At 36.7% G+C, this 18,385-nt stretch carries 14 protein-coding genes; 1 reads left to right on the top strand and 13 read right to left on the bottom strand.

The annotated features are described in order from the left end of the window. Positions 1–28 precede the first annotated feature (28 nt). Positions 29–760: a MurR/RpiR family transcriptional regulator gene (locus APRE_RS00770; protein WP_012803622.1), complete on the top strand. Its 732-nt coding sequence runs from the start codon at positions 29–31 to the stop codon at positions 758–760. On the opposite strand, the gene APRE_RS00765 is transcribed toward APRE_RS00770, so the two are convergent. The 13 genes from APRE_RS00765 to APRE_RS00705 all read right to left on the bottom strand — a co-directional run bounded on the left by APRE_RS00765 (position 753) and on the right by APRE_RS00705 (position 18,301). Beyond that, positions 753–2,033, bottom strand: coding sequence for a glycoside hydrolase family 125 protein (locus APRE_RS00765; protein ID WP_012803621.1), 1,281 nt, complete (start codon positions 2,031–2,033; stop codon positions 753–755). The two genes, APRE_RS00770 and APRE_RS00765, sit on opposite strands and share 8 nt — an antisense overlap. After that, a complete protein-coding gene (locus APRE_RS00760) occupies positions 2,033–4,654 on the bottom strand; it encodes an alpha-mannosidase (protein ID WP_012803620.1) in 2,622 nt (873 codons plus the stop codon). The genes APRE_RS00765 and APRE_RS00760 overlap by 1 nt, the downstream gene beginning before the upstream one ends. After that, positions 4,651–5,946: a beta-N-acetylglucosaminidase domain-containing protein gene (locus APRE_RS00755; RefSeq protein WP_012803619.1), complete on the bottom strand. Its 1,296-nt coding sequence runs from the start codon at positions 5,944–5,946 to the stop codon at positions 4,651–4,653. The genes APRE_RS00760 and APRE_RS00755 overlap by 4 nt, the downstream gene beginning before the upstream one ends. Before the next feature lie 113 nt (positions 5,947–6,059). Beyond that, complete coding sequence (locus APRE_RS00750) at positions 6,060–7,532, bottom strand: extracellular solute-binding protein (RefSeq protein WP_012803618.1); 1,473 nt, start codon at positions 7,530–7,532, stop codon at positions 6,060–6,062. A gap of 15 nt (positions 7,533–7,547) precedes the next feature. Further along, positions 7,548–9,104, bottom strand: a complete 1,557-nt coding sequence (locus APRE_RS00745) for an ABC transporter substrate-binding protein (RefSeq protein ID WP_012803617.1) — start codon at positions 9,102–9,104, stop codon at positions 7,548–7,550. 21 nt (positions 9,105–9,125) lie between these two features. Then, positions 9,126–10,049, bottom strand: a complete 924-nt coding sequence (locus APRE_RS00740) for a carbohydrate ABC transporter permease (protein WP_012803616.1) — start codon at positions 10,047–10,049, stop codon at positions 9,126–9,128. 8 nt (positions 10,050–10,057) lie between these two features. After that, complete coding sequence (locus APRE_RS00735) at positions 10,058–11,059, bottom strand: ABC transporter permease (RefSeq protein ID WP_012803615.1); 1,002 nt, start codon at positions 11,057–11,059, stop codon at positions 10,058–10,060. A gap of 11 nt (positions 11,060–11,070) precedes the next feature. Beyond that, complete coding sequence (locus APRE_RS00730) at positions 11,071–11,655, bottom strand: hypothetical protein (RefSeq protein ID WP_169302040.1); 585 nt, start codon at positions 11,653–11,655, stop codon at positions 11,071–11,073. Between the two features lie 56 nt (positions 11,656–11,711). Beyond that, on the bottom strand, positions 11,712–12,803 hold the full coding sequence (locus APRE_RS00725; protein ID WP_012803613.1) for an ABC transporter ATP-binding protein: 1,092 nt from the start codon (positions 12,801–12,803) through the stop codon (positions 11,712–11,714). Positions 12,804–12,975: 172 nt separating this feature from the next. Then, positions 12,976–13,932, bottom strand: a complete 957-nt coding sequence (gene manA, locus APRE_RS00720; protein ID WP_012803612.1) for a mannose-6-phosphate isomerase, class I — start codon at positions 13,930–13,932, stop codon at positions 12,976–12,978. 97 nt (positions 13,933–14,029) lie between these two features. Further along, positions 14,030–15,358, bottom strand: coding sequence for a C1 family peptidase (locus APRE_RS00715; protein WP_012803611.1), 1,329 nt, complete (start codon positions 15,356–15,358; stop codon positions 14,030–14,032). 56 nt (positions 15,359–15,414) lie between these two features. Then, positions 15,415–16,281 (bottom strand): D-alanyl-D-alanine carboxypeptidase family protein, encoded by an 867-nt coding sequence (locus APRE_RS00710; RefSeq protein ID WP_012803610.1) that lies wholly within the window; start codon positions 16,279–16,281, stop codon positions 15,415–15,417. A gap of 193 nt (positions 16,282–16,474) precedes the next feature. Further along, complete coding sequence (locus tag APRE_RS00705) at positions 16,475–18,301, bottom strand: flavocytochrome c (RefSeq protein ID WP_012803609.1); 1,827 nt, start codon at positions 18,299–18,301, stop codon at positions 16,475–16,477. Positions 18,302–18,385 lie beyond the last annotated feature (84 nt).

The raw sequence follows: 18,385 nt of genomic DNA, 5'->3' as shown, positions 1-18,385 counted from the left end.
TGTTATAATTATCTCTAGGAGTGATCAAATGACAAATGCTAATTACAATTTTATTATGGACATAATAAGCTCAAAAAATATAAAGTTATCTAAGTCAGAAAATATTATCGTTGATAAAATCAAAGATATAAATGTCGACTTTAGTCATATAAATATCAATGACTTATCCGAAATCCTTAAAGTCTCAAACTCCACCATTACAAGGTTTGCCCAAAAGCTTGGATTTGATGGTTTCTCTGAGCTTAAGTTTGATATTTCTAAAAAACCTAGAAGGACTAAGTCCCTTAGCCAAGAGATTTATATTAATTTTATTAATTCTATCGAAGCCTTCGATGAGAAAACTCTTAGCTTTATCAAATCTTTTGATAGTTTCGGAAGGATTGCCGTTATAGGAATAGGTTCGTCTGGTCTTTGTGCCAATGAATTCGTCTACAAATTCGGAGAAATCGGCCTAAATAATACCGACTACGCCAAAGAGCCTTACAGTATAAATCTACTTACTAAAAGTCTTGATGCGAAAGACTTATTGATAGCCATATCACTTTCTGGAGAAAACAACAATCTCCTAGAAGGAGTTCGCTTTGCAAAAGATAAAAATGCAAATATCCTCGCCATAACTGGCAATAATGAGTCTACTCTTAAAAATATAGCGACAAACACTATCTTATTGCCTCCCTATCCAAGCTATTCTTACAAGATTTCAAAGATTTTTCCTGTAACCTTAATCCTCGATATGATTTGTGAAGCCTATCTTAGCTAGCCTTTACCATATCTATTCCTATATATCTTAGGACTGCCTCTACGAATATCGAATTAGCCCAGGAGAACCAATCTCTGGTATATTCGCTAGGATTATCCTTATGGAAACCTTCATGCATCAGGTATTTTCCTGCGTGAGTTTTTTCAAAATAAGCTAATATACGATCCATCTCATCCCTAGAATCAGCTGTCATAAGCTCCATTGCTAAGGCCAAATGCCAGATGTAGTCCTTGGGAGTGTGGTCTGATCCTATTCCCTTGGCCGCCTTTCCTTCAAAATAATTCTTGTTCTTTTCCGAAAGGATAAAGGCCCTAGTGTTTTTATAAATTGGATCTTTCTTATCTACATATCCTAAATAAGGAAGGGAAAGTAGGCTTGGGATATTAGCATCATCCATCAAATTATAAGATCCAAGTCCATCTGTTTCGTAAGCATAAATTTTGCCAAAATCTTCATCTTCTATAATTCCATATTCCCTAATTCCATGATCTATCTCAATGGCCAAGTCGTCCATTTTTTCACATAGATCAAGTCTAATCTCTTCTTGTCTTAAGGCCTTGGCAAGTCTTTTTAAGACCACAGTAGCGAAGGCATTGGAAGGAATAAGGTATTGGTATAAGCATGAATCATCGCTAGGCCTAAAACCTGTCCAGCTCATTCCTGTAAATCCTATCTCAGTTCCTCTCTTACCATTTCTTAAGGAATCTGAAGGTGCCCAAGGGTCAGGTCTTTCGAATTCATAGGTAGAATTTTCGTGATTTTGCTCTAGCTTAATTAAATCAAGGATTTTTTCTAAAACTTTTAGGAAGTCTTCATTAAAAACCGTCTTATCATGAGTTTTCTCGTAGTACATATAAGCCACTTCCATAACATAGCACAGTGAATCCAGCTCGTACTTTCTCTCCCAAATCCAAGGAGAATCGAAGTCAGTTATGTCCTTATCGCTCCAGCTCCTGGAGTTAGCCTTAAGGTTAAAGGCATTAGCATAGAGATCTTTGTCAAGACAAAATATTTGTCTTTTTAAGACCTTCCTAATAAGTTCATCAGCCTCTTTGCTATCTATATAAAACAGCGGCCTTATTTGTCCACTAGAATCCCTTAGCCACATGGCCTCTATATCTCCTGTTATGACGAAGACATCTCCCCTTTCAGTCTCTTTCATAGTGGTTGTGAAAGTGTTATTTATTGCTTTGGCGAAAATTTTCTTTATCTCAGGACTAAGATCATCGCTTTCATTAACTTGATCGATCAATTCTTTTACAATTTCTTTCATTAAAGCTCCAATCTGTATGTTTTAATTTCATATGGAGGAATTTCTCCAAAAGGTCCATCTTTTATCTTCTTCCTTGCCAAAATATCATATTCATCTGCCTTAATACCGATAGCTTTAGGGCTTGGGCTAGGATTATAAATCCTTAAGAAGGCTTGTCCCTTTTCATTTCTAAAAATCGTAGAAAATAGATTAGCTCCCAAATCTATATTAGGAATATTTAAAGATATATCTTTATCATTATTGTCCAAAAGATCCAGGTTAAAGAAATCTAGCCTAGCCTTAAGAATATCTATCCTATTTCTATCAAGATCTTCCTTAAAGCTATCAAAATAAAAGTCAAACTCCATATCCTTTAGCTCGTCTTTTATAAGTTGGGCATCTGGAGTAGGAAAATATCCCCAATCTCCAAGCTCTCCGACAGACCTAAAAAGTGTGATGAAAAGGCCTTCATCTTCTAGCATTTCATATTCTGCAGGACCTATGGCTGAGACTCCAAAACCTCTTTTATCATCATCTACGACTTGAACATATCTATTGAAGTTTTGTGAATAATCTGGGTTTTTCCAAGTATCTGGAGGATAGGCATCTCTTTTGACACATTCAAATATAGATTCAGCAAATACCTTATCAGTTTTCAAATCATGACCGAAAAGCACCCTCATTCTATGATTCTTGCTTATATTTTTAAGCCTTATCTTAATCTCTAGGGGAGCTTTCTTATCGAAGACTTTTATCTCTTTTTCGATTATCATATCGACATAAGTCTTTTTCCTATTGGCCCTTCTTCTTGTAATATCATTAAGGCGGATTTGCTCATCCTTAAGCCTATCCTCCGCCCCTTCTGGTAAGGAGAATTTTTCCCTAAGCCTTATAATTGTCTTATCATTTTCTCTGATGATTTTTTTATCTATCAATTTCCCACCAAGAATCCTCAAATTGTCAGAAGACTGTCTATAAATATACTCATTTCCTATATCACCAGTATCTTCTATGGTGAGGACATCTTTGTAGGTTATTTGATTTATCTTATCATAAATATCGAGATTTGCCTTTTCCTTAATTTCTATCCTATAGTAAGCATTTTCGACTATGTTTTTTTCTATTTCTTTGGATTCGAAGGAAGACCTTCCTTCTACTAAACTTAAAATTTTCTTCTCAAAAGGATCGAGTTCTAGGCTAAAACGAATCTTTATTTTGTTGGCAAAGTAAGGCTTTCTAAATTTATCATTAGGAAGCTCATAGGAAAATCCAGTTCCCAAATACCTAATCTCTGCTGGAATTTCCTCGCCTTTTTCATCAACTAACTTATAGCTTTTTATCTCTTTTCCAGATAAGCTATCATAAACTTCTGGGAAATCTATACCGAAAAACTTCTTATCAACTTCTATTTCTCTTTCAACTTCCTTAAGTCTCCTGTATGGCAGAGTGTTTATGACACAGATGCTATTTTTCTTAGTATTTTGGGTATTTTCTCTGATTTTTTCCCTAGCTAGATCGTAAAGATAATCAAGCCCTTCACTTACATCTTTGAAGCGTCTGAGATTGCCATCATGAACCGAATCCACAGAGCATGCGCATATGCTATCATGGGGATGATTTTTGATGAGATTTTTGTAGAAATAATCAATCTTTTCGCTAGGATAGTCTTCCTTTTTAACAAATAGAGTAAAAAGTGGCTGGATGATTTCTTCAAGTCTCATCTCCAAAGTCTTGTTGAATTTTTTTAGATAATATCTAGAAGATGATGTCGAATTTAGAGTCCACCAACCATCAGTCGTTTGACTTCTAAGCTCGCCTTTTATAGTATCGATATCTTTAACTTCTTTTCTTACACTTTCGAAATACAAGTCCAAGTTTGAGTGAACAAATTCATAATCCTCATAAAGCTCGTTGGCCTTTTTTATGATTTGGCCTATGTTTTTTTGAACAGGTGAATGGTCGCAACCGTTCATCAAGAGCAATTGATTAGTTGAGGCGTACTTTTCCATATCTAAAATCTTTTGATCCATATAAGCTTTAAGCTCTAGCTCATTTTCTGGAATGTCTAGTCCATTGCTATACCAGTTAGCAAAAAGAATCCCCAAGACCTCGTCTCCATTAGGAGACCTCCAATAAATCTCTGAGTTTTTGGAAGTGAAATCATCTATAACCACATTATCAAAGCCTGTAGCCTTGACCCCTCTTCCAAAGTAGGCGACCTTTATTCCTGCTTTTTGAAGAATTTGGCTAGCCTGACCAATATTGCCAAAAGTATCTGGGAAATAGCCAATCATCGAAGGCTTTCCCCATTTTTCTATACTTTTAATTCCTAGACTTAGATTTTTGATATTAGATTCTCCACTCGTGAGAAAGGCATCTTGCAAGATATACCAAGGACCTAGCTTAAGCTTACCGGCCTCAATTAATTCCTCGATTATCTTCCTATTTTCTGGCTTAACTTCTAGATAGTCTTCTATAGGAAGGTAATGGCCATCAAGCCAATAATACTTAAAATCAGGATCCTTGAAGGCTTCTATCACCCCATCCATAAGGTCTATTAGGCGCATATGGTGCTTCTCATAGGGCATGTACCATTCCCTGTCCCAGTGAGTATGGCTTACTATGTGGATAGTCTTTTTCATTTTTCTACTTCCTCCATAAGCTCTTCGTAGATTTTCATTAAGACTCTAGAAGTTTTGACCTTCCTATATTCTATAGTATCTAAGCTAAATTCTTTATAGATTTTTACCTTACACTCCCCACACTTTTCATATAGGCTTGAGGCTTTCTTAAAGTCTTTATCTATCGCTGCCTTAACAGCTGCCAATAGATATGATAGGGAGGTAAAAAACGGTTTTACTTCCATGTACAATTTATCATTGGTGCGGTTTTTGAAGTAGGAGTCTATGGCAACTAATTTCTTATCAATTAAGCTTTTAACTTTTTCAAAATCTTTTTGTCTATAAGCTAGTCCAATCTCATAATCTTCCCTATATTTCTTATCCTCAAATCTATCGTAAACTCCTGAGGCAAAGAAGGAATCAGCTATTATAAAAAGCTCAGAAGCTACTTTTTCATCTATATAGCCTAAGGCCCTTTTGAAAGATTCGATAGGGACGAAGCCAGCTGGATCTTTGGCAAATTCTCCTATTTGATAGATAGATATCTTGCTTAGCTCTGCCTGATTCATCGGGTTTGTTAGGATTGACTTGTAGTTTATCTCGCTTGAATCATAAAACTCAAATATTTCCATAAATATTCTATCTCTTAGATAGTCATTTACAGGCCAGTTAAACCAAATGTTGGCTTCTTTTTGGGAAATCTCTGTAAATCTTTCTTGGGAAGTTTTTGTTATAGGAACAACTACGTCATAGCCTGTCCACATAATTTCTAAATTATCTAGATTTCTGAATAGCTTAAAGTATTCCTCCCCCTTCTCATCAATCCAGGCACTGTTATACCAAGGATGGACAAACAAAAGTTTTTCGTTTTCATAACTTTTAAGTTTCTTTAAGATATCTTTCACTAATCTTAAATGAAATTCTCTTTGCTCATAGGCTAAGTCCCTATCTATATCGTCCATGCAAAGAGCAAATGAGGTCACACCAGCCTTATGAAGACTATCGTATTTAGTAAATAACTTATCAATTTCTTCTTCATACAAGTTAAAATCAATCAAATTTTGCCCTGGATGAATAGCCCAAACAAAGTCGACTCCCTTATTTTTTGAAAGACTGGCAAGCTCACTTATCTCGGCTAATTTCTCATCTGGATAAGGCTCTCTCCATTTTACATTGTGGTAAGGGTCATCCTTTGGTGCATAGACATATTGGTTCATATCAATATCAGATAGAAAGCCAATCATAGACATTCTTTCTTCAAAGCTCCGAGGGATTCCATAGAACCCTTCAATAAGGCCTCTTTTTTCTAACATATTAACTCCTAAATCTTTTCTAATTTCTCAAAAAAACTTCCAATAAATGAAACAATTTTCATTATAGTTTGCAAAAGTAAAGACCTATGCCTAAACATAAGTCTTTTTCACTTCTATTTCCTATCCCAATTATCTAATTGGTTTTGGACTTCTTCTATCAACTTATCAATTCCAGCAGTATTAAGCTTATCTAAGAATTCTTGATAATAGTCTTCATCAAAGGCACCTGTTTTGAGATTTTTCTCGTATTCGAAAATTGTCTGTTCAACATTTCCTGCCTCGCTTTCAACGCTTTTCCTATCAAAGTTGAAACCTAGTATAGGAGAAGGCTCTAAATTCTCTAAAAACTTATCTAGTTTTTCCTTAGCTTCTGGCGTGTCAGAATCTTCAGATGTAGTAAGTGGTGTCATATTTTCAGAGGCTAGGAAGGTAAAGGCTGGTACGTCATATTTAGTATCTTCGTACTTTTCAACCTTTCCATCTACTAAATCATAGTGCTTGCCTTCTATTCCATAGGTTAGATATCTCATAAGCTCCTTATCGCTATACATTCTATTTAGAAAATCCATAGCCAATTCTTTGTGCTCAGATTGGGAGTTAATAGCGGCAAGAGAACCAGTAGCTTTTTGATTTGTTACTATTGTTTTGTTACCTGCTGGGGAGGATATGACTTCGCTCTTGAAGGAGTTAGACCAAATCCCATCCGAATCTGGACCTCCTTCGGCTTTTGTTACTAGCCACCTATCACCTTCTTCTCCATCTCCCGCATTCATCTGAGGAGCTGATGGGTTAATATAACCCTTGTCCATGTAGTCTTTTAGGACGTCTAATTGTTTCTTAAGCTCTGGGTCAGCCCAGCTATTGTAGGCGATGAGCTTTCCATTTTCTTCTTTTACGGCAACTCCTGGTGTCGCTTCAGACTGTGGAGTTGGTGTTTGAAGGAGGAAATCACTTACTATGTTGAAAGGATAATCGACGCTCGCTTCATTTTCCTTGACCTCTTTAAGATAAGGTTCAAGGTCTTTTATAGTCTTTACACTATCTATATCAATCTTATATTTATCTACATAAGCTTTATTCCAAACGAAATAATTGCCTGGAACAACATTTTTAGCAGCTGCTGGCGCACCATATAGTCTTCCTTCAATAGAAGCTCCCTTTAATACGTCTTCTGAAAGAGAATCTTTTATAGCTTGACCTTTTTCATCTATAAGATCCGTTATGTCAGCAAAGGCTCCCTTCTCTACCAAGTTTTTATAAGGACCAGACCAGTTAGCTGTAAAGGCTATATCCCAGTCATCTCCCGCATTTGACGCAAGCTGAAGTCTTTGTTCATATTCGCCCCAATCGAAAAATTGTAGGTTTAGGTGATATCCTGCATCAGATTTATCTAGATATTCATTTATAGCTTCTACCACCTCTCCTGTATCTTCTTGTGGAGTTCCTACATCATAATAAGTTATGGTAGGAAGCTCTTCTGAAGCTTTTTTGGACTTTTCTTTATTATCGGAAGCTGTGCAGCTAGAAAGACTTAAGCTAAGTCCAACTAGGAGTGTGCTTATGCTAAGTTTTTTTAGTAAATTCATCTCTCCTGCTTTCTTTTATTGCTTATCAGCGCCTTCCCAATTATCTAATTGTGCTTGTACTTCTTCTATTACCTTTTCGATTCCTGCTGTATTTAGTTTATCTAAGAATTCTTGATAGTAGCTTTCGTCAAAGGCACCTGTCTTAAGGTTGATGGTGTATTCGCTTTGTGTTTGTTGAACATTTGCTATTTCTGTTGCTATCTTTGATTCGTCTAGGGTAAATCCTAATACTGGAGATGCTACTAGTTTATCTTCAAATTCTTTTGCTTCCTTATCGAATTCTTCATCGCCAATTCCAGGAGCTCCCTCTAGTGGAGTTCTGTTAAATGCACATAGGAAGGTAAATGATGGTACATCGTAATCGTTATCTATTCCATCAGAATCCTTATTGTGTTTTACAACTTTTCCGTCTTTGTACTCGAAGTTTTTGCCTTCAACACCGTAAGATAGCATGTCTTGTAGGTTTTTATCTGTGAACATTCTGTTGATAAAGTCCATTGCAAGTTCTGCCTTATCAGTTTGTGAGTTGATGGAAATCATCTTTCCTGTAGCCTTGTCGTTAGATATAAGAACCTTATCTCCAATTATATTTGATACTACTTCGTTACGTGGTGCAACTGACCATATAGCGGCAGATCCTGGTTCTCCTTCACCTTCTGTTAGTAGAACTTCGTTTTCTGGCATTACTGTTCCTGGCTCAACTTGTGGAGCTGATGGTGAGATGTATCCTTTGTCCATATAATCTTTCATCTTCATGATTTGTTCTTTATAAAGATCATCCGCATATAAGTTGTAAGCCTTAAGCTTGCCATCTTCTTCTCTTACAGCTACCCCATCTGTAACTTGATATACAGGCTCTGGCATAGCGAACAAGAAGTCCTTAGATACGCCAAATGGATATTGCATACCTTCTTTTTCTTTTACTTCTTCAAAGATAGGCTCTAATTGGTCTATATTTTGGATATTCTTGTAGTCGATATTATATTTATCAACCATGCTCTTTGTCCATACAAATTGGTTAGCTGCAACAACTCCAGGATATGCTGCAGGGATTCCGTAAACTTTGCCGTCTACACTAACACCTTTTAGCATATCAGGATTGATTAAATCAACAAATTCCTTGCCTTCCATTAAGTCAGTTAGATCCATCAAGGCGTTTTGTGATACTAGAGTCTTGTAAGGTCCTGCCCAGCTTGCAGTAAAGGCTAGATCCCAATCTTCTCCTGTTGATGAAGCAAGTTGAAGTCTTTGTTCATAATCTCCCCAATCATAGAAGATTAGATTTAAGTGATAACCAGCTTCTTTTTCATCAAGGTATTCGTTAATCTTACTTACTGTCTCTTCCGTTCCTGCTTGCGGGGTTCCTATATTAAGATAAGTTAAGGTAGGAACTTCGTCATCTTTAGCATTTTTATCTTTTTTATCGTCTTTGTTTTCTTTGTTTTCTACGCTTTCACTAGTTTCGGTTTTGTTTTCATCTTCTACATTTCCGTCATTGTTTCCGCAAGCTGAAATGCCTAGAGCAAGCATTAGAGCCATTGATGTGTAAGCAAATTTTTTAACTAAATTCATTTTTCCCTCCTTATTAATGAATTATTCCTTAACTGCTCCCAGTGTTAGGCCACTTATGAAGTATCTTTGGAAGAATGGATATGTTATTGCAATTGGCGCAGTTGTTATAACTACTATAGCCATCCTCAAAGTCTCCTGTGGCAAAGTTTTCATCGCCTGATTCGCTACACCTCCTATTTGGCTACCTCTTGATGCGAGGAAGGCCGTTGAATTTTGTATTCTAATTAAGAGATATTGGACAGGTATTTTATCTAAGTCGTCTATGTACAGCATAGCGTTATACCAATCATTCCAATAACCTAATGTTAAGAATAGTCCAATTGTTGCAAGTACTGGCAAGGATAGGGGAAGCACTACTTTGAAAAATATTTGAAATTCATTGGCTCCATCGATCGTCGCCGCCTCAATCAAGGCTTTTGGTATACTTGTTTGAAAAAATGTCCTCATTATTATTATATTAAAGGTTCCTAGAAGTAGGGGGAGGATAAGTGCCCATACCGAATTTCTAAGACCCAAAAATTGCGTCATTACTAGATAACTTGCTACAAGCCCTCCGGAAAATAACATTGGAATAGTTGAGACTTTTGTAAAAAATCCCTTGAATTCAAAGTCATCTCTTGATAGGGCATAAGCATATAGGGTCGTAAGGATTAGGGCTAATATTACACCAACCACTGTTATAAATATCGATACCTTGTAGGCTTGAACTATCGATGAACCAGAGCTAAAAATTAGCTTGTAGGCATCGAAGCTGATTTTTTCTGGAAATAAACTATAGCCATTTATCGCAAGTGTTGACTCATCCGTAATTGATATTATAAATACAAATAGGAAGGGTAAAATCGCTGATATAGTTAGTAGTATAAGATATATATTTAATCCTATATTAGCTCCCTTACTTACTTCTAAGGGATCAAAATGCTTTTTCTTATTTACTTTTTGCATATATCCTCCTAGAAAAGTGATCTTTGTGGATCATATTTTTTGACAATCTTATTGGCACCTATTATTAGGACTGCTCCAACTGCTGATTGGAGAAGCGATACGGCTGATGATAGGCCTATGTCTCCATTTTTCATAAGGGCCCTAAATACATAGGTATCGATTACGTTTGTAACTGAATACAAAGGTCCCGAATCTCTTGGAACTTGGTAGAACAAACCAAAGTCTGCCCTAAATATATTAGCAAGACTCATTATAAATAAAACAGTAACAACAGGCTTTAGCATTGGTATAGTGATATATTTTATCTGTTCCCACTTACTTGCTCCGTCCATTACAGCCGCCTCGTAGTAGGTCTTATCAATTCCTGATAGGGCTGATAGGTAAACTACTGTATTATAACCTAGGCCTTTCCAAGCATTAATGATTACCAAAAATACTGGCCACCAAGTCTTGGTTGTGTACCAATTCTTACTTCTTCCACCGAATTTCATAATAAGAGAATTTATCAAGCCCTTATCTGGTGATAGAAAGGCAAATACTGCATAAGAGATTACAACCCAAGATAAGAAATATGGCAGAAAGAGCGAGGTCTGATAGAACTTCGCAGCTTTTCTATTTAAAAGCTCATGAAGAGCTATGGCGGTAAACATAGCAAGAACTATATTTACAACTATAAAGCAAGCATTGTACAAAATCGTATTTCTTATGATAACCCAAGCGTCATTGCTTTGGAAGAAGAATTTGAAGTTATCAAATCCAATCCATTCGCTATGAAAGAGATTATAGAAGAAATTCTTAGAAAAAACCTTGTAGTCCTTAAAGGGGATAATTACCCCAAACATAGGCAAATAGCTCATTATGGCAAACCAAATAAAGCCTGGTAGACAGAAGGCCATAAGAGGTAGATTCTTCTTAAATCTTTGGCTAAATGGTTTTTTGGCTTTTTTCTTTCTTCTTTCTAATTCCTTTTGGTCAATTACTTTTACTTGACCCTGATTTTTATTTTCCATTTTAACCTTCCTTATAAGTTCTTGACTTTAGTCTCATTTATGAAAGTTCCCAAAAATCCAATTATAATTACTAAGACATAAGTCCAAAGAATATTTGTAACAAGTAAACTTTCTATAACTTCCCGGACAAAGCCGATAATAATTGCATATATTGGGAATCTAAATGTTAATAAGCAAGAATTCTTGATAGTCTTGATGAATCCAATGTCTTCCCTAAAAGCCCTTTGAAGTATTGTATAAAAAATAATATTTCTAAATATTAGGCTTAAAAATATCCTAAATACAAAGAGGATTAGCGCATCACTTTCTAGGATTCTCAAGGCGTCAGAGAAGTAAAAGTAGAGACTAAATATCAATGAATAAGTCAAATACTTTTTGATGAAACCTTGTCCGAAAACATCTTTAAAATAAGGCCTATAATAGGACTTATAATCTATAAAAACCGCCTTTACCGCTATAAGTTCCCTTTCCAAAGCTAGGCCCAAAAGTCCAATCAGGGGAATAAATAATAAAATATATCTAATAAGACTCCCTTCGATTAGAAGATTTACCAAAATCAAAGGCGAGATTATCAAGCTAGTATATACTATAGACAAAAGGACGAAGAGTATAAGCTCTCCGACTTTGCCCAAAGATTTCGATAGAGCTTCCATTATACAATTCTCATTGACGTATCTTTATCGAATAGGTGGATTTCATCCAAGTTTATATCTAGATTAATCTCGTCGTTTTTATCTATTCCTTTAAACTTTCCTTGGACCTTTACTGCTATCTGGCTTGCAGCTTCTTCTGCTCTTGCATAAAGGATAGATTCATCCCCAAGCATTTCTATATTTTCTATCCTTGCTTTGATTGATTTAGCGCTTTTCCCTTCGGTATTAATAGAAAAAGATTCTGGTCTTATTCCAACTATTATTTCCTTAGCTTCGTAGGATTTTAAAGCTTCTTTTTGCTCATTAGTTACTGGAATATCATCATTACCAACTTGAATCTTGGAATTTACTACTTTTCCATTAAAGAAGTTCATTGGAGGAGAACCAATAAAGTTTGCAACGAAAATATTAGCTGGAGAGTCATAGATTTCCTCTGGAGTTCCAACCTGTTGCATATAGCCATCTTTCATTACTACAATCCTTGAAGCCATTGACATAGCCTCAGTCTGATCGTGAGTTACGTAAATAGTTGTAGTATCAAGCTGGTCATGAATTTTGGATATTTCTGTTCTCATCTGAACCCTAAGCTTAGCATCTAGGTTAGATAGAGGCTCATCCATAAGGAAGATATCAGCTTCCCTTACTATGGCTCGCCCTAGGGCAACTCTTTGTCTTTGTCCTCCAGATAAGGCCGCAGGCTTTCTATCCAAAAGATTAGTCAACTCGAGCATTTCTGCTGCTCTTTCTACCTTTTTCTTAATCTCAGCCTTGTCTACCTTTTGAAGCTTAAGACCAAAGGCCATGTTGTCAAAAACTGTCATGTGTGGATAGAGGGCGTAGTTTTGAAATACCATAGCGATATTTCTATTCTTGGGACTTACCTCATTCATAAGCTCGCCGTCAATGTATAAATTCCCCTCAGAAATTTCCTCAAGGCCTGCAATCATTCTAAGTGTTGTAGACTTTCCACAACCAGAAGGTCCTACAAAAACTATGAATTCCTTATCTTCAATTTCTAAATTAAAATCAAATACTGCCTGAACTCCATTAGGATAAATTTTATCTATGTGTTCTAATTTTAAATTCGCCATTCTTACTCCTTACATATAATTTATGAAAAGGATTTACTATTATGTAAATTCGCTTATCGCTAATATTATTTTATAATATCCGCATAAAAAATGCAAGGAAATGGAGTAATAAACACATTTTCAGTATATTTATCCATTCCTTGCATCTTTTGAAAATATTTTCATTTATTGCTTATGCAAATGTTTTATCCTCTACCGTAAAGGATTCTACAAGACTTATTTCTCCTCTAAGCTCAAATTTTTTCACCTCATCTGTTAGAATAAAAAAGTCTCCCTTCTTTATCCCATAAGACTTTCCATCTATTAAAATCTCTCCACGTCCACCAACTACACTCCAAAGGCTATAAGGATTTTCTTTTATAAATTCACTTCTTCCTTCTATCTTATATTCATAAACTTCAAAGTATTTATTTTGGGTAAGAACCCTTCCCTTAAGGCCTTCTATTTTAAATTCTTCAATTTCTTCTTTGTTTTCATTTATTTTAATCGCCTTCTTGGATTCTTCTAGGTGAAGGTCTCTAAGTTTCCCATTATCGTCTTTTCTATCATAGTCATAGAGCCTGTAGGTTATATCACTTGCTTGTTGAATTTCTAAGATTAGAGACCCCTTCTTTATGGCATGGACTGTGCCTGCTTCTACGAAAAAGAAATCTCCTTTCCTCGCTGGGACTTCTCTTAAAAGCTCATCCCACTTTCTCTCGTCAATGAGTTTTATAGCCTCGTTTTTATCATCTACCTTAAGGCCGTAGATAATTGAGGCAGGCTCTTCGTTTAGGACATACCAGCATTCGGTCTTTCCCCTAGAGTTTTCAAGCTCTCTTGCCATAGTATCATCTGGGTGGACTTGGATTGATAGGTCAGTGTTTGCATCTATAATCTTAACAAGGAGGGGAAGGGTAGCTTCTTTCGGATTTCCAAAAAGGTCTTTGTGCTTTTGGTAGACTTCTTCTAAGCTTTTCCCCTTAAATTCTCCATTAGTAATAATAGAACTCATATCTCCCATATCGGAAATCGCCCAATATTCTCCAGTATTATCTGAAGGAATATCGTAAGAATAAATTTCCCTAAGTCTCTTGCCTCCCCAGATTTTCTCCCTATATTTTCCTTCTAGAAATAAAATTTTTTCCATAAAATCTCCTCTATCTTTTTCTTACTCCTATCTTATAATAAATTTCAGGAAAAGTGAAATTTAAGCCCAAAAGAAAAAGGCCCAAAGGCCCTTAACTTTATCTTGCAAGAGATCCCATAGGATCCCAAGGTTTTAGGTGGATTGGGTCCTTGTCCCAGGCTTTTCTCTGATCTTCTGTTAGATATTTCTTATCTACTGCGATTTGATACATATATTCATCAAACCAAGCATCGCTCATTACTAGATAGCCCTTGTTTCCTGCCCTATCTCCCCAAGAGTTTTCTATCTTCCACCTTACTGGATTTCCATCTTCGTCTAGGTCAACTCCTGTAAATACCATGGCGTGAGTCATCAAGCTTTCTGAGTAGTCAAGTCTTTCTTCCTTAGTCATCTCAAAGTCTAGGTCGAAGATTTCTTTGATATTAAAGGCTTTGGTATCAAGGATTCCTTCCTCTCTGATAAAGCTTTGGCCTACATCGCAGCCCATCCATACAGGAAATCCGTCCTTAAGTTGCTTGATAGCGGCCTTTTTTAGTTCGTCTATAGGAAGATTTAGGTATTTAACTTCCTTACCTTCTACGACATTGCCCAGGAAATCCACCGTAAAAGTTTCGTTAAATGGCTTATCTCCGGTAGGGGCATTTATTAAAGAAATATAATCGTCTAGATTCATCTTTACATATTTGTCGAAAAATTCCTTAGGAGTAAGGTCTGTCTCATTTATATAATTATCGTCCTTATCCCTTGCCTCAAAGTCAATTTTCTTTGGTGGAGTTCCCAAAACTACGCTTAGGGCCCTGTAGATATCTTCGTTAAATCCATCTTTCATAGCCTCTAAGTCTTCTAGGCTCTTTCCCTCTTTGTGGGCATTTCTTAAGTCTTTGGCAAAAGATCTTAGCATTTTGGTAAGATAGGCGTCCATCTCTCTGGTAGCAGATGAAGATTTCACTTCAGGCATGGCGTATTTTGGTACAACTCCGTATTTGTTGACTAAGTTTACGAACATGTCCCATTGGCCACCATCTCCCAAAGGATCAGCTAAGATGTGTTTTACTAGTCTTCCTTGGAGGTCTTCGTCTACAGTTTTTATTATAGATTCTAGGAAATAATTGCTCTTTTCTAGCTTATCGAAAAATAAAGGATAGGCTTGGGAAAGCTCGAAAGTCTCAAGATTGTAATCCTTGATTATCCTATATCTCATGGTGTTTAGGGCGGAGAACATCCAGCAACGACCGGATTGCTTTTGGTCTGTTATCTCTCCTTGCTTAAGCTCAATCGAAAAAGAGTGGCGAATGTCCTTGATCACGTCAGGGTCGATTGCAGCTTCTGTAATTCCGTTTCTTGTTACTGCACTTTGGGCAATCACATTTGCCCTGTCGGCATAAAATTTCTCGTCTAAGTCTTTAAATTTATCTTTGTTAATCATTTTTTCACCTCACTAGTATTTTACCTAAAAATATATGAATTGATAGTCATTATTAATTAGATTCTCTCTAAATATTCTAGGGTCTCTCTGATATGGGCATCTGGAAGGTCATCAATATCTGAAAAAGAAACTCCCATGACAACTATTATATATTCCTTCCCATCTTTTTCGGCAAGGGTCGCCCAGCAGAGTCCAGCCTCGTCTGTAGTTCCACTCTTGCCTCCAATAATCTCAAATCCATTTTCTTCATAATCCTTAAGATGAGAAAATATTGTACTTTCTATGTAGACTCCGTCTGGATGTTCATTTGTCGCTTGAGATAGGTAGTCTCTCTTAGTGAAAATTGCCCTGAAATTACCATCTTCTAGGCCATATTTGATAAGCATAGCACAATCTTTAGCCGACTGGAAGTTTCTCCTATCATCCATCCCATCGGCATTGGCGTAGGAGGTATTTTCTAGATTAAGCTCTCCTACTTTTTCATTCATAAGATCTACAAACGAATCTATGCTTCCTGCCACATTGATTGCAAGGGAATCTGCTGCTTCTGCTCCAGATGCTAGTATTGTCCCATACATGAGGTCTCGGTAGGTCGTTGTCTCATTTGCAAGAAAGCCCGCCATAGAGGCATTTTCACTGACAGCCCTCATATAGGAATCATAGTCAATTGGTGCAAGCTCTCCTAGGTTAGAAACATGGTCGAGACTTACAAGAAGGGTCATGATTTTAGTTAGAGATGCCATGGGGAGAGGCTTATTTTCATTTTTTCCGTAGACTTTTTTATCATCTGTAAGATTATATATGTAAACAGCCTTGCTTTTAGAATCCTCTAGGTCAAACTTCGAATCCCTTTTAACAAAATTCAAGCCTCCTATGAGAAAAATTAGGCAAAGGCCTAGTAAAATTATATATTTTTTCTTCACTTATCTCTCCTTAGTAAATTAATCTTATTCTTAAACTTTAATAGACTAGTTAAACTAATATCATATATATTATATTTCTCCTAATCCTTATTTCTATCTTTTGTTTTCTCCCTATTTAACTCAAGTGAAATCAAAAAGAGCTTTCGCTTGATAGGTCATCCGAAAATGATATATCTTGCAAAAGCTCATAAGCTTAGTTATTTTCTTTTATATATTCTTCTGCTGACTTGGCAGCGTTTCTTCCGAATACTACTATGTCAGTTACAGCATTGCCACCGAGTCTATTTGCCCCGTGAACTCCTCCTGTAACTTCGCCTGCAGCGTATAGGCCTGGAATTGGTGCACTTTCTTTGGATATTACTTCTGAGTTTGTGTTTACTTCGACTCCGCCCATGGTGTGGTGGATTCCTGGAGCGATTTTAACTAGATAGTAAGGAGCCTTAGATAGGTCGGATTTTGACTTATCCATGCCCTTTCTTCCAAAGTCAGGGTCTTCGTTGTTGGCACAGATTTCCTTCCATTTTTCTATAGAATTCTTAACTGTCTCTTCATCGCATCCTATAATTTCAGCAATAGCCTTGTAGTCTTCTGCCTTTTCTAGTAGGCCCTTGTCGTAGTATTTTTGGATAGTAGCTGACTCATCCATCATCTTTTGATCAACTAGAAGATAAGCTGCTTTTCCTTCTTGGTCTAGGATAGTCTTGGATACAAAGTCTCTTGTCTCAAGCTCATCTACAAATCTTTCTCCCTTTTGGTTAAGGAGGATTGCCCCTTCTCCTCTTAGGCCTTCTGATATTAGAGATCCGTCTTTTTGGACAACTGTTGGATGGATTTGGATTTGATCCATGTCTATGAAGTTTGCTCCAGCTTCTTTGAGGAAGTTAACAGCATCTCCGGTAATTGACTTAGCATTTGTAGATACGTAGCCTTCAAGTTCTGGCTTATATTCTACAACCATGTCCATATTGGCACCGAATCCACCACTTGCAACTATAACTGCCTTAGCATTTACTGTAAGATCTCCCTTATTTGTTTCCGCAAGAACTCCCTTAGCCTTGCCATCTTCCATTAGGATCTCTTTTACCCTTGCATCATAGATTATATCTACTCCCAATTCCTTGGCCTTTGTAGTTAGCTTGTCTACTAGGTAGGATCCTACTGGGATTGATTTTCCTTCATCATTTACTGGAGCGTGGGTTCTCATCTCACTTTGTCCACCAGAAAACTTAAGTTGAGTCAAAGGAGCCCCATTGTCTTCTAGCCAATCGATAGCTTCAGATGATGAGTCGACCATTTTTCTAACTAGGTCTGGATTATTTATGTCATGGCCACCCTTCATTGTATCTTCAAAGAAAAGCTCGTTAGTATCAGGGATTCCTTCTTTTTCTTGAAGTCTAGTCTCAGATGCATTCATTCCACCTGAAGCAAGGGATGAGTTACCACCTGTAATTCCTGCCTTTTCTACGACTGTAACATTCTTACCATCTTGGGCAAGTTGGATAGCAGCAGATAGGCCTGCTCCACCGGAACCTACTACTACAACGTCAGTTTCGATTGGAGTCTTGAAGTCATCTTCGATTTCCTTGGCCACAAGCTTATCAGAATCTATTCCTGCTGTAAGTAGGGCTTCGTTTACAGCTGAGATAAAGGCAGCTGATGAGATGGTGGCCCCTGTAGTTCTGTCTACATCAGTTGAATTTTTGGCAATTATCTCTTCCTTAACTCTTTCGATTCCAGCAGATCCTACTGATTTAGTTTCGCTTTCTTCTGTTTCTATGTCTGTGATCTCTCCCTTATCTAGGGTCACTTTAACCTTGATATCTCCGCCATATCCCTTGGCAGATCCTTCATATGTACCTGATATTTCTTCTATTTTTGAATCTTTCTTAGATTCTTTTGATGCACTTTCTTCTGTCTTGACATCTTCTTTAGTTTCTTCTGTAGTCTTTGGACTTTGAGAAGCACAAGATGTTAGGGCAAGTATTAGGGATAGACTTGCAAATAATTTTTTAGCTTTCATTTCATCTCCTTTAAAGATTAAAAAGCCCTAAAGACTAATCTTTCATTGTCGAGGACTGGCCCTTAGAGCTTACTTTCTTTGTAA

It is taken from the genome of Anaerococcus prevotii DSM 20548, assembly GCF_000024105.1.
Classification (GTDB): Bacteria; Bacillota; Clostridia; order Tissierellales; family Peptoniphilaceae; genus Anaerococcus; species Anaerococcus prevotii.
Note: the sequence above shows the minus strand (reverse complement) of the source record. Positions and strands in the feature narration are given on the sequence as shown.